Raw genomic sequence first — 13663 nt, 5'->3', positions numbered from 1 at the left:
GGTCTGTCAGAACGTCATGTCGAGCCGGATCGACGTGTAGCGGAAGGCGTCGCGGGCCGGCTGCCAGCCATACGATTTGATGTCGGGTCCGCTGGTCTGCTTGAAATTCAGGAAGGAACCGACGTTGCCGACCGCGTAGTGCTTGTCGAGCACGTTGCGCACACCCACGGACAGCTTGTAGCGTCCCTTGGCGTCGCTGACGTGGGCGCCGAGGTCGAGGATGCCGTAGCCCGGGCGGTCGAGGGTCGGGTCCTGGCTGATCGCGCCGCGCACGGCCGACTGGGTGCGCCACTGGGCATTCACCGCGACCGGATAGGGCAGCCACGCGGCTGGCGGCAGCGTGTATTCAGCGCCCATCGACAGCTTCCACTTGGGCGAATTCGGCATCGAGCCGCCGCTGGCGTCGCGCAGGAAGGCGCCGGGCACCAGGCGGTTCGGGATCGTGCAGTCGGTCGCGCCGGTGTAGCAGGCCCCCTGGTCCCAGGAGCGGATCGTGGCGCGCGTGAAGGCCAGGTTCGCGTTCAACAGCAGCGCGCGCGTCGCCAGCACGGTGGCGTCGGCCTCGAAGCCGCGCGTCTGGATCGACGGGATGCTGTACAGGACGCTCGCCTGGCTGCCGTCCGAGAAGCGCTCCGTGGCCGAGGTCTGGTAGTCGCGGAACCGGGTCTGGAAGACGGCGGCGTTGAAGGTGGCGCGGTTGTGCCACAGGTTGGCCTTCAGGCCGGCTTCCAGGCTGACCGCCTTCTCGGCCGCCAGCGGCAGGTGGGCGAACACGTTCGGGTTGTTGGCGCCGCTGGTCATGTCGTAGGCGACGCCTTTGTTGCCGGTGGAGGCGGTGCCATAGGCCATCACGTCCGGCGTGACGTGGAAGCTGTAGCCCAGCTTGCCCGTCACCGCCGTTTCCTTGTGCTGCGGGGCGACATAATAGTACTCGCCGGTGTGGACGTTGGTCGGCGCCGACGACGAGAGGCTGTCGATCGTATGGAAGGAATAATTGTTGGTCTCGCGGTTCAGGCGCACGCCGGCGCTCACACTGTGGCGGGGCGCGACGTCCCAGTTCGTGTTGGCATAGACCGCGTGGTTGAGGACGCCCGAATCGGTGAGGTAGTTGGTGAAATTGGTTTCCTTCACAAACGGGTTGCCGCGGTAATACGTGCGATAGATCGTATTGCGCGACGCCCACGCGCCGATCAGGTAGCGGAATGCGCCGCCGTCCGGCGAGGTCAGCCGGAATTCCTGGGTCGAGGTCTTGCTGGACGTGGTGCCGTTGAGCATGGGCGGATCGGCGATGCCGGACGGCTTGCCGCTCGCGTCCACCTGGTAGTAGGTCGAGATCAGGTCGATATTGTCGTTGTCGCGGAAGTCGTTCGACAGGTTGTTGTCGACCGAGGTGATCGAGGTCAGGGTATGGCCGGCGAGAGGCGAGCCGTCCGGGAACGCATAATTGGCGCGCACGCCGACACCGCGGTCGGTCGACTCCAGCCCGGTCGGCGAATCGTTGCGGATCTCCCGGTTCCACGGGCCGATGTGGATGCCGCGCAGGACGACGGTGTTCGACAGCGCCGTGTATTTCTTGTTGTAGAGGTAGCCCACGCCCGGATCGATGGCGATGATGGCGGCCGTGTTCCCGGTCGACAGTGAGTGGTCGAAATGCGGGGCGATCATCAGGTCGAGGTCGGACGTCACCCGCCATTGCAGCTTGGCCAGGAAGCTCCTGCCGCCCGAGCCGTTCTGCATCGTGTCGTTGGTCAAGTTGTGCAGCATGCCAGGAAAGTTCGTCTTGCTGGCGTACAGGCGCAGGCCGACGTCGTCGCTCAAGCGCCCGCTCAGGGCGGCGGAGGCACGGTATTCATGGTCGCTGGTGCGGTACAGGCTCACGCGCGTCCGCATCGGGCCGGATCCGATCGGCTTGGTCGTCATCAACACCGCGCCGGCGATCGAACTCTTGCCGAACAACGTGCTTTGCGGACCCTTCAGCACTTCCACGCGCGCCACGTCGGACGCATCCTTGAACGCCTGCTGCGCCTGCGAGTAAGGGATGTCGTCGACCAGGACCGCGACGTCGCCCTCGATGCCGAGGTTGTTCGAGGTGGTGCCGATGCCGCGCATGTTGATGCTGTTGGTGCCGACCTGGGTGCCGACCGAGATCGACAGGGCGGGAGACAGGTTGACGATGTCGACCAGTTCGCGCACGTTGTTCCGCTGCAGGGTTTCCTCGCCCAGCACCGAGATCGACGCGGGGACGTCCTCGAGCTTTTCGACCCGGCGGTTGGCGGTGACGACGACTTGCTCGAGCTTGGGCTGCGGGGCGGAAGCGGCTTGCAGGTCTGGCGGCTGCAGCGAGTCGTCATTGCTCGGCTGTTGCGCCTGGACGGGCGCCCAGGCCAGCAGGGCCAGCGTGGTCGCGGTGGCGATCGGAACGCGCGGGCCGCGCGTGGGCCTGGATACGGCTCTGGTCAACATATTGTCTCCTTCGTTATTTTTTTCAACTTGCACGATCTTCTGTATCGTTACAGTAAATGCTTAAAAAAAATCGGTGATTCGTGGATTGATCCTGCGCCGTCTCGGCATCTGTATCGATCTACTGTAGCGATGCAGTGAAGGATATACGAACGGTTCGGCGAGTCAACTGTTTTTTATTCATGAACGATCCGGCGCCAGTTGTCCGGACCACAAAGCGTCGGGGCGAGGCGGGGGGCGAGGTCGACAGCAACATCGTCACCTCGCGCGTGTCCTCGCCGGCCTCGACCGCTTCGAGCCAAAAGTTCGAAAACATGTCCGATTCTGGCGAAAAACATAAAACACCGTGGCGAACGCGGCCATTAGAATCGGGCGAAAAAGCATCCGGTCACCGACCCGACTCAACGCTTTGACAAGGAGGAGATATGAGACATGCAGGGGCCGCGTTGGTATTCACCACGCTCGTTGCTTGCGGAGGGGGCACAGGTGCCACCGCCACGTCGACACCAACACCGGCGTCGGCGTCGCCACCTCCCGTCGCCGTGCCCGCTACCGGCGCCGCGGGCTGCGGCAGCGGTTCCAAGCTGGCGACCGGCATGCATTCGCTCACCAGCGACAGTATCGAGCGCAGCTACTGGATCGAACTACCGGCCACCTATGACCGCAACAAGGCCTATCCCGTGATCATCGGGCTGCACTGGCGCGATGGCAGCGCCGCCGATGTCTACGGTTGGAGCGCCTTTTTCGGTCTGAAGAATTTGTATGGCGACAATGCGATCTTTATTGCCCCGCAGGGCCTGGACAAGGGGTGGGCCAATACGGGCGACCGCGACATCCGTTTCCTGCGCGCGATGATCGGCGAGGTACAGCAGGGCGCATGCACCGACCCTCAGCGTGTCTTTGCTACCGGCTTCAGCTTTGGCGGCATGATGTCCAACGCCATCGGCTGCCAGATGGGCGACGTGGTGCGGGCGATCGTGCCCATGGCCGGTTCGCTCTGGAGCGGCTGCGCCAGTTCTTCCTACAAGGTGGCGGCGCTGTTCATCCACGCCAAGGACGGCAACACGGTGCCGTACTCGGCGGGGATGGAGGCGCGCGATGTTTTCCTCAAGCGCAATAGCTGCAGTGCCGCCACAGTGCCCCTGGGTAGTAACGGCTGCGTGGAGTACCAGGGCTGCGACAGCGGCAAGCCCGTGGTTTGGTGCGGCACCGAGACGGGTGGCCACTGGTACCCCGGCTTTTCGGCGCAGGAGTCCAAGGCCTTCTTCGATCGATTCAAGTAATCCCGGAAAAAACGAAAGGTCGTTGATGAGGCGGATGCGCTCATCAACGACCTTTTGGTCGGGGGCTACCGCGTGCGATCAGCCTTCCATCTGCTCCAGTTCCTTGCCGCGCGTTTCATGCACGTAGCGCAGCACGAAGTAGACCGAGATCACGGCTGCCACGGTGTACAGGCCGTAAGCGCCTGCCAGGCCGATGCTCGCGAGCAGCATCGGGAAGGTCACCGTGATCAGGAAGTTGGACGTCCATTGGGCCGCGCCGGCGACCGCCAGGCCCGAGCCGCGGATCTGGTTCGGGAACATCTCGCCCAGCATGACCCACATCACCGGACCCCAGGAAATGTTGAAGAAGATCACGTAGATGTTCGCAGCGGCCAGGGCGACCACGCCCATCGTGCCGGACAGGGCCAGTTTGCCGGTCGCGTCGAGCGAGGCGCTGGCAAAGGCGAACGTCACGATGCCGAGCGTCACCGCCATGCCGGCCGAGCCGATCCACAGCAGGGGCTTGCGGCCGATGCGGTCGATCAGGAACACCGTGACGATGCAGGCGCCGATGCTCAGGCCACCCGACAGGACGTTGATCAGCAGCGCATCGCTTTCGGAGAAGCCCACGGCCTGCCACAGCACCGCGCCGTAATAGAACACCACGTTGATGCCGACCAGCTGCTGGAACGTCGCCAGGCCGATGCCGACCCACACGATGGGGCGCAGCTTGCCGGTCGTCTTGTTGACCAGGTCCGACAGGCGCGGACGGTGGTGGTCTTCGGCCAGCGACACGTCGATCGCGGCGAACTTCGCGCGGGCCGAGGCTGCGCCGTACAGGCGTTGCAGCACGGCCAGCGCTTCGTCCTTGCGCTTCTTCGCGACGAGGAAGCGCGGGCTTTCCGGGATGGTCAGCAGCAGCAGCAGGAACAGCACGGACGGAATCGCCATCATCCAGAACATCCAGCGCCATGCTTCCTGTCCCAGCCACAGCACGCCGGTCGACGCGCCGGCCGCGTGCGCCAAGAAATAGTTGCTCAGGAAGGCGCAGAACAGGCCGCTGATGATGGCGATCTGCTGGACCGTCGCCAGCCGGCCGCGGTAGCGGGCCGATGCCACTTCGGCGATGTAGGCCGGCGACATCACGCTGGCCGCGCCGACCGCGAAGCCGCCCAGCACGCGCGCGGCGACGAAGACGACCGAGCTCGTTGCAAAGCCCGCGCCCAGTGCCGACACCAGGAACATCACGGACGAGATGAGCAGCACGGTACGGCGGCCCCAGAGGTCGCCCAGCCGGCCGGCGGTGAAGGCGCCGAGCGCGCAGCCCAGCAGCATCGACGCGACTTCGAAGCCGAGTTCGGCGTCGGTCGAATGGAAGGCCTGCTTCAGGCCGTCGACGGTGCCGTTGATGACGCCGCTGTCAAAACCGAACAGGAAGCCGCCGATGGTGGCGACGCAGCTGATCAGGACGATGAGGCGGGTGTTTTCCGCCTCCTGGATGGTACTCGTGCTCTCGACGGCACTGGTGTTCATACAAGTCTCCTTGGATAGTCTTGGTTTGTCGTCGCCGTCAGTGTAGGTCTATAACATCCTGTACCATCAAACCAATAGCGCTAACATCTTGTCGAGTCTGTACGATTTCCGCCCTCGTGTCAATGCATTCCGAGCCGTTGCATTCGCCCGCGGGCAATGGATCGGGTAAGATGCTTGCCTTACCCTGCAAAGCCCTGTATTCACGGGGCTTTGTGTTTTGAAATACTAGGAATCTCCGATGGAAATCAAGGTCAACTTTCTCGACAAGCTGCGTCTGGAAGCCAAGTTCGATGACTTCACGGTCATCTCGGATCAACCGATCCGTTACAAGGGCGATGGCTCGGCGCCGGGCCCGTTCGATTATTTTCTGGCCTCGTCGGCCCTGTGCGCGGCGTACTTCGTGAAGTTGTACTGCAACACCCGCGATATCCCCACCGACAATATTCGCCTGTCGCAGAATAATATCGTCGACCCGGAGAACCGTTACAAGCAGATCTTCAAGATCCAGGTCGAGCTGCCGCCTGACATTTCGGAGAAGGACCGCCAGGGGATCCTGCGTTCGATCGATCGCTGTACCGTGAAAAAAGTGGTGCAGACCGGGCCCGAGTTCGTGATCGAAGAAGTCGAGAACCTGGATGCCGACGCGCAGGCGTTGCTGACGTTGCAGCCTGCCGCCGACGCCGCTACCTATATTCCCGGCAAGGACCTGCCGCTGGAACAGACCATCGCCAATATGTCCGCGCTGCTGGCCGGCCTCGGCATCAAGATCGAAATCGCGTCATGGCGCAACATCGTGCCGAACGTGTGGTCGCTGCATATCCGCGATGCGCATTCGCCGATGTGTTTTACCAACGGGAAGGGCGCGACCAAGGAAAGCGCACTGGCGTCCGCGCTGGGCGAGTATATCGAACGCATCAGCAATAACCATTTCTATGCCGGCAGCTACTGGGGCGAGGAGATCGCCAACGCGGCCTTCGTCCATTATCCGGACGAGCGCTGGTTCCAGCCCGGCCCCGACGATGCATTGCCGGACGAGATCCTCGATCCGTACTGCCGCGCCATCTACGACCCGGAAGGCGAATTGCGCGGCTCGCATCTGGTCGACACCAATTCCGGCAACGTCGCGCGCGGGATCGTGTCGCTGCCTTACGTGCGGCAGTCGGACGGCGAGACGGTCTATTTCCCGTCCAACCTGATCGAGAACCTCTATGCCAGCAATGGCATGAGCGCCGGTAACACGCTGGCCGAAGCGCAGGTGCAATGCCTGTCCGAGATTTTCGAGCGTGCGGTAAAACGCGAGATCCTGGAAGGCGAGATCGCGCTGCCCGATGTGCCGCAGGAGGTGCTGGCGAAATACCCGGGCATCGTGGCCGGGATCCAGGAACTGGAAGCGCAGGGCTTTCCCGTGCTGGTCAAGGATGCGTCGCTGGGCGGCGCCTATCCCGTCATGTGCGTGACCCTGATGAACCCGCGTACCGGCGGCGTATTCGCCTCGTTCGGCGCGCATCCGAGCTTCGAGGTGGCGCTGGAACGGAGCCTGACCGAACTGCTGCAGGGCCGCAGCTTCGAAGGCCTGAACGATCTGCCGCCGCCGACCTTCGCCAGCGAAGCCGTGACCGAACCGTACAATTTCGTCGAGCACTTCATCGATTCCAGCGGCGTGGTGTCGTGGCGCTTTTTCAGCGCCAGGGCGGATCACGATTTCGTCGAGTGGGATTTCACTGCGCAGGGCGAGGATGCCAATGCGGAGGAAGCGGCGACCCTGCTCGGGATTCTCGAGGACATGGGCAAGGAAGTGTACATGGCGGTGTACGACGAGCTGGGCGCCACGGCGTGCCGGATCCTCGTGCCCGGCTATTCGGAAGTCTACCCGGTCGAGGACCTGGTCTGGGACAACACCAACAAGGCGCTGCTGTTCCGCGAAGACATCCTGAACCTGCACCGGCTGGACGACGACGCCCTCGCTGCGCTGCTGGATCGCCTGGAGAACAATGAGCTGGACGAGTATTCCGACATCGCCACCCTGATCGGCATCGAGTTCGACGAGAACACGGAGTGGGGCCAGTTGACGGTTCTCGAGCTGAAGCTGCTGATCCAGCTCGCGTTGCAGCAGTTCGAGGAAGCGCACGAGCTGGTGGGCGCCTTCCTGCAATACAACGACAACACCGTCGAGCGGCGCCTGTTCTACCAGGCGATGAACGTGGTGCTGGAAGTGGTGCTGGACGACGAGCTGGAACTGGACGACTACGTGACCAATTTCCGCCGGATGTACGGCAATCCGCGCATGGATGCGGTGCTGGGCTCGGTCGACGGCAGCGTGCGTTTCCACGGCTTGAGCCCGACGAGCATGAAGCTCGAAGGGCTCGACCGGCATCATCGCCTGATGGACAGTTACCGCAAGCTGCATGCGGCGCGGGCCACGCGGCGCTGAAGGTCATGCGTCAACCCGCCTGCTGCCGCTGGTTCTGCGACCCGCACCCGGCACCCGGGCGAGCGCGGGTGCGGGTGGCGGTTACGTCGACTCCCGCATTTACAATGTGGAACGAACACGAAACAAGGCGATATTTTTGACCTTCGGTATATTTTTTCGAGCACTCCGCAATCAGGCATGCCGGTACTCGCCGTTGCTGCTTGCGGTCATCCTGTTGTCCATGGCCGCGTTTATCGGCTACGACTATTTTCGTACGCCACCCCAGGGCGACCTATGGCGCGGCCACTGGGCCGGATGCGGGAATTTCCACACGTTGATCGATGCAGCCGATCGCAACAAGCTGGATTATCTTTCGCTCGACATCACGGATAAAGAAACGGGGCAATTGTTTATTTCCGGAGAACTGATTCTTTCGGCGGACACCTACAAGAAGCTGCGCCCGAACGATGACTGGTCCGCGACCGTCAGCCTCGGCGAACTTCGCTCCCCGCGCGCGTCTTTCGGCATGGACCAATACATCGACGTGGATATGCAGAAGGGTGAGCGCCGCTGGGGGAACACGATGGTGTTTCGCGTGAAAGAAACCCGGCTTCGCGCGTCCGGATGGCTGCGCGATTTCCCTTTTGATACGTATCGTGCCGGCTTTGTGCCGAGCTTGAAGATGAGCGGATCCAGGGATTCGAACTGGACGACGGTGCCCCTGGACACCATCATTACCAATGTGCGCTTGTCCGACTCGATGACGGTCAACAAGGCGGTAGCATGGTCCGACTACGTCGACGACGTGGCGCTCACGGCCGCCGAGCGCAACAAGGCCTATGGCGAGGACGAGTGCGCATTGATCGTGCGGCGCGCGCCGTGGTACCGAACCATGGTCGTCCTGCTGATTGTCTTGCTGTGCATCCCGGCGGCTTACCTCGTGTTCAGGCCGGACGATAACCCGGGCGTCGACCTGATCGCGGTCATTCTTGGGGTCGCCACGATCAGGCAGTTCTTGCTAGGAAACCTGGTCGACTGGACCTTGTACTCGATCGACATGGTCTTCGTGCTTGCCACCGTCATCACCGCGGCGATTCCCTTATGGCATATCTATCGGCGACACGACGTGCCGCGCGCCGGCGATCCGGGTTCATGAACTTATGCCGTGTTGTTCCCTTGTAACAGAATTTAGTTCTCGTGGGAAATTGATCGTGGCATGATGATAAGCTGGGCGCCTGCTCATCCGCGATCATGCAAATCTTTAACTTCCTCCTGCTGGCCGGTGCCGTGACGGCGCTGTTCCTGGCCTCCGTCGCCTGGACCCGCCGTCACGCGCCCGGTGCCCCGGCGCTGCTCGCCATGCAGCTGAGCGCGGCCTGGTGGCTGACCTGCTACGCGCTGCCGTTCGCGCGCCTGTGGCCGGACGACGCCATGTTCCTGCGGATGCGCGTCATCTTCCCGGCCGTCGTCGCGATCGCGCCGCTCACGCTGGTTTTCGTGCTGAGCTACACGCGCGGCACGAACAGATGGCCGCGATCGCGGCTGCTGGCGCTGGCCATCGTGCCTGCCGTCGTGCTCGCGGCCGCGCTGTCGCCGCTGCACGGCTTGTGCTTCGGCACGTGGCGCGGCGAGTCCACCGACAGCATTTTCCAGATGGGCCCCCTGTTCTGGGTCCATTCGTTGTACAGCTATGTACTGGTCGCAAAGTCGGTGCTTGCTCTCGTGGCCGCGTACGACCGGGGATCGCGGCACGTGCGGCGGCAGACGCGCATCCTGCTGGGCGCCCTGATCGTCCCGGTCATCTGCAACGTGACGTTCATCGCGGGCGTGTCCCCGCCGGATCTCGATCCGACCCCCATCGGCCTGGTCGCGAGCGGCATCCTCGTGTCGCTGGCGATCTTCCGTCGCGGCCTGTTCGATCTCGTCGCCGTGGCGCGTGAAAAGATCGGCTCGGCCGTCACCGACGGCTTCATCGTCATCGATGCCCAGCGGCGTGTCGTCGAAAGCAATGCGGCGCTCCGGCGATTGTTCGACATCGGCCCGCCGGTCAAGCCGGGCCGCCCGCTCGGCGAACAGCTGGCCGAGCTGGATGAACACGTGGCCCGCCTCGGCAATGCCCCGACGACGACGGAATTCGTGCATGGCGGTGCGCGGCATCTCGAACTGCGCACGTTCGCCATCTGCGATGACGACGGCAACACGATCGGCGCCGTGCTGATCGTACGCGACGTCACCGAAGCGCGGACGACGTCGCTCGCCCTCGAGCAGGCGAACGCGCAGCTCAAGGCCCAGCTGGACACCATCCGATCGATGCAGGCGCAGTTGCAGGAGCAGGTCATCCGCGACCCTTTGACGGGGCTGTACAACCGCCTCTACCTGACGGACGCGCTGGCGCGCGAATTGACGTGCAGCGCGCGCACCCAGGGCGCGTTCGCGGTCGTCATGATCGACGTCGATCACTTCAAGACGGTCAACGACGTGCACGGCCACGCGCTGGGCGATGTCATGCTGCGCGCGCTCGGGGGTCTGCTCAGGCAACAGGTCAGGCCGACCGATTCCCCGTGCCGCTACGGCGGCGAAGAGTTCGTCGTCATCATGCGCGACGTGACGCTCGGCCTGGCCATCGAACGCATCGACGAACTGCGGGTCGCGTTCTCCGCCCTGCGTTTCGCGTCCAATGGCGTCGACGTCGGCAGGACGTTCTCGGCGGGCGTCGCGCTGTTTCCGCAGCATGGCCGCGACGAGGCGACCCTGCTGGCCGCGGCCGATGCCGCGCTGTATGCGGCCAAGGCCGCGGGCAGGAACCAGGTGTGCGCGGCGGCCGTCACGCCTTGGCCAGAAAACTCGTCAGCGTAGCGAGCAGCGTCGTCCCATCCGTTCCATCCGGATCGGCCTCGTCGTCGGTCGCCGGAATCACATCCGGGTTATACCCCTCCCACAGCGGCTGGATCAGTCCCGCACCGCCTTCGCCGAGCAGATTGCGCACGACGCCGAACGCGGTGCGCGGCAGTTCCAGCGCGGCCCATTCCGCGGTCGCGTCGGCCGGCCCCGTCCCGACGGGCACGCCCAGCCGCGTGGCCATCAGCGCCCGCCGGAACTTGCGCAGCGTCTTCGAATAGCCGTCCTCGATCACGCGGTCGAACGAGACCAGGTCGGCGGCGCCGTCGAACGTCATGCCGCGGCGGCGGAAGTGGCTCGTGCCGACCAGCCCATACACGTCGTCGACGATCACGACCGCACTGCGGATCGCGGTCGCGCGGCCGGGAAAGCCGAGCGGGTGGAACACGGCCAGCCGGTCGCTGATGATGTTCGGGAACGCCGATACGAGCGCCTTGCGCGCCCCGATCGCCTGCTGCACGAAGGTCTCGAAATTCATCGGCGGGCCGCTGTGCGCGAAATCGGTGTCCCACGGCAGCGCCACCACCACGCGCAGGTCGCGGTGATCCGTCATGCGGTCGATGATGACCTGGGCCAGGTCGAGCATGTGGGCCGGCATGCCGCCGTTGTTGGCGGCCGTGGGCGCGAACTGCGCGCCCTCGATGTAGATGAGCTCACGCGCTTCGCCCAGCGCGCGCCGCAGCGACCACAGGGCGTCGCGCCGGCCGTGCTTCGCGACCCAGTATTCGCGCCGGATCTCGCGCAGCAGCCGGTCGCCGTTGGGCGAGTTCACGGTCGGCGGCGTGCCGCCCGGATTGACGGCGTTCGAGACCGCGTCGACGATGTCCTGTACCGTCGTCGTGTCCTCGAAAGCCGATTCCGGCGCCAGCGACAGCTCGGGCGTATCGCACACGGCGGCGATGGTCTGCAGCGCCGCGCCCATGCTGGTGCCGGCGTTCGGCGCCGCATCGTTCGGCGGCGTGGCCGGTTCGTTCATGTTGTCGCCGGCGCCGTACAGGATCCAGCCGTCCAGCAGGGTCGGCGCGCCGGGGAAGGGCAGCGGCGGCTTGGCGCGGCGCAGCGCGTGCCACGCGAAGTCGTAGGCCAGCGCGCCCGTCACGCGCGCGCCCGCCGCGTGGATGTCCGGACCGGCCGGGTTGCCGGGGTTGCCCTGCGTGTGCTGGGCGGAGCGCGACTCCGGCATCCAGCGCGCGCCCGTCACCATGGCCTGCCAGGACAGCGCGCCGTTGCCGGCGCCGGCATCCGGTATGCCCGCCGCGACGATCGTCTCGAAGCGGGCCATCAGCGGCAGGCGCGGGCCGACCCGCGGGATGCTTTCGGAGGCGAGGCTGCGCGACAACGCGGCCAGGGTGCCGCCGTTCGCGGCCGGCGTCGTGCGGGGGAGGCCGAACAGCGGGACCGGGCACCAGCCCTGCATCTCGGGCGGCACCAGCGGCAGGCGGTCGGTGCCGCCGAACGTGTTCACGGGCGGAGCGACGGGCGGGTCGACGGGCACGCGGATGCCGCTCCACAGCTTGCGCTGGCCGCCGCGCACCGTCACCACGATGTCCACGTCGACCTGGATGCCGGGGCTGTGCGGATCGCCCGGGCCCAGGCCGAACGGGTTGGCCAGCAGGATCCTGACGTCGTTGCTGCCGTCCGCCAGCGCCGCGCCGCCGTCGCCGCGCACGAACGACGGCTGCTTGCCGATGCTCGCGATCTCGGCGAAGCGGCGCGCATACACGCGGATGTGCGCATCCTTCGGCGCGGCCGCCGCCTTCACGGTGAAGACGACGTCGGGCGACGCGGGCCCGGCCCACGCGGCGCTCGCGCCCTGGCCCGGCGCCACGTTCGTGGCCGCACCCGGTCCGGGCGATGGCGGCGGCGGGAACGCGGGCCACGCGACCGTCGTGCCGGGCGCCGGCGCGGGCGGCAGGCCGAACGCGGCGAACGCGGGCGAGCAGGCGTAGACGAGGCCCGTGCCCGCCGCCTGGAAGCGCGCCAGCACGCCGTCGGCGAGCGCCCACGTGTTGACGCCGTCGACCGCGTAGTCGATCGCGACGCGGTCGCGCACCTTCGGCACCAGGTCGGCCGGCGTCGTGCCGTCGTCGCCGGGAATGGTGTTGCGCGGGGCGACGTCGCGGTTGCCCAGCAAATGCCACTCGGGGTCGACCACGACCACCCGCAGGAACTGGCGCGCCAGCGTCGGCCCTGTCGTGGCGGGGAACGGCGGCGAGGGCAATGTCGCGGGCAGCGCCGGCATGGACAGCGGCGTGCGGTCCAAGGTGCCGCGCGTGGCGAAGCCGAAGCGCAGCACGCCATTGTCGCCGCTGCCCGCGGCGATGGTCTGGCTGGCCGCCAGCGTGGCATAGCCCGTCGCATGGTCGACGGGGGTGGTCGACGGGCCGGGCGAGACGACGTTCATGACGTTGCCGGGCCGCGTGGGCTGGTACAGGTTGCCGTGCAGGTCGGCGAATTGCACGAGGATCGCGCCGCTCGTGGGCAGCGCGGCGATGGCAGTGAGTCCGCCGGCGTCGCCGACCGTGCCCGGCGCCTTCGGATAGCGCAGTCCCGGCAGGCCCTGGATCAGGTCCGCGAACATGGCCGCCACGGCCACGGGGCAGATAATCAGGCCGCGCGCGTCGTGGAACGACACCACGAGCGACGCCGGCAGGCTGCCGTCCTTCGGCGGCGGCACGGGATCGCCGGCTTCGATGCGGCGCGGCGTCTCGTCCGGCGGCGACGTCAGCCGGAACAGCATCGCGACGGGCAGCGGGTGCGCGAGCGTGCCGCCGTTGGCATAGCGCGCGGCGGCCACGCGGAACAGGCGCTGCTGTGCGTGCGGATGCAGCCGGATCACGCCGCAGAACGCATCGATCGGCTGGCCCTGCGCATCGGTGAACTCGTTGCCATGGACGTGCCACGTGAGCATGCCGCCGAACGGACATTCCGCATTCGTCAGCGCCAGGGTCAGCGCGACCGGATCGAACGTGGGCGCCGACGTCGTCGACCAGCGCGGCGCCAGCTGCAGGCCGGTCAGGCCGAGCGTTTCGAGGCCGTCGGCCTGCAGGCGGTTCTGCGCCTGCGCAGTGGTGAACTGGGTGATGTCCATGGTAGCCCG

The 13663-nt window shown here is 65.7% G+C and carries 7 protein-coding genes; 4 read left to right on the top strand and 3 right to left on the bottom strand.

The window, feature by feature from the left end; genetic code table 11:
- Positions 1–6 precede the first annotated feature (6 nt).
- Complete coding sequence (locus tag ASD28_RS24695; RefSeq protein ID WP_056134905.1) at positions 7–2463, bottom strand: TonB-dependent receptor; 2457 nt, start codon at positions 2461–2463, stop codon at positions 7–9.
- A gap of 593 nt (positions 2464–3056) precedes the next feature.
- Between ASD28_RS24695 and ASD28_RS24690 the strand changes: the two genes are divergently transcribed.
- A complete protein-coding gene (locus tag ASD28_RS24690) occupies positions 3057–3743 on the top strand; it encodes a PHB depolymerase family esterase (protein WP_056134902.1) in 687 nt (228 codons plus the stop codon).
- Positions 3744–3821: 78 nt separating this feature from the next.
- On the opposite strand, the gene ASD28_RS24685 is transcribed toward ASD28_RS24690, so the two are convergent.
- Positions 3822–5255 carry a sugar porter family MFS transporter gene (locus ASD28_RS24685; protein WP_056134899.1) on the bottom strand — a complete coding sequence of 478 codons (1434 nt, stop codon included), beginning with the start codon at positions 5253–5255 and terminating at the stop codon, positions 3822–3824.
- Between the two features lie 238 nt (positions 5256–5493).
- Here ASD28_RS24685 and ASD28_RS24680 point away from each other — a divergent pair, with 238 nt between their 5' ends.
- The 3 genes from ASD28_RS24680 to ASD28_RS24670 all read left to right on the top strand — a co-directional run bounded on the left by ASD28_RS24680 (position 5494) and on the right by ASD28_RS24670 (position 10521).
- Positions 5494–7686 carry an OsmC domain/YcaO domain-containing protein gene (locus ASD28_RS24680; protein WP_056134896.1) on the top strand — a complete coding sequence of 731 codons (2193 nt, stop codon included), beginning with the start codon at positions 5494–5496 and terminating at the stop codon, positions 7684–7686.
- The gene (locus ASD28_RS24675) at positions 7661–8821 is read left to right on the top strand and encodes a hypothetical protein (protein WP_156403835.1); all 1161 of its coding nucleotides are present in this window, start codon (positions 7661–7663) and stop codon (positions 8819–8821) included. Before ASD28_RS24680 ends, ASD28_RS24675 begins: the two co-directional genes overlap by 26 nt.
- Positions 8822–8916: 95 nt before the next feature.
- Positions 8917–10521, top strand: a complete 1605-nt coding sequence (locus ASD28_RS24670) for a diguanylate cyclase (RefSeq protein ID WP_056134891.1) — start codon at positions 8917–8919, stop codon at positions 10519–10521.
- Here ASD28_RS24670 and ASD28_RS24665 read toward each other — a convergent pair.
- Positions 10490–13654 carry a hypothetical protein gene (locus ASD28_RS24665; protein ID WP_056134887.1) on the bottom strand — a complete coding sequence of 1055 codons (3165 nt, stop codon included), beginning with the start codon at positions 13652–13654 and terminating at the stop codon, positions 10490–10492. The genes ASD28_RS24670 and ASD28_RS24665 overlap by 32 nt on opposite strands.
- Between the last annotated feature and the right edge of the window lie 9 nt (positions 13655–13663).

The organism is Massilia sp. Root133, from assembly GCF_001426525.1.
Lineage (GTDB): Bacteria > Pseudomonadota > Gammaproteobacteria > Burkholderiales > Burkholderiaceae_D > Telluria > Telluria orientalis.
The sequence above is the reverse complement of the archived record's forward strand: the minus strand, read 5'-3'. Positions and strand labels throughout refer to the sequence as shown.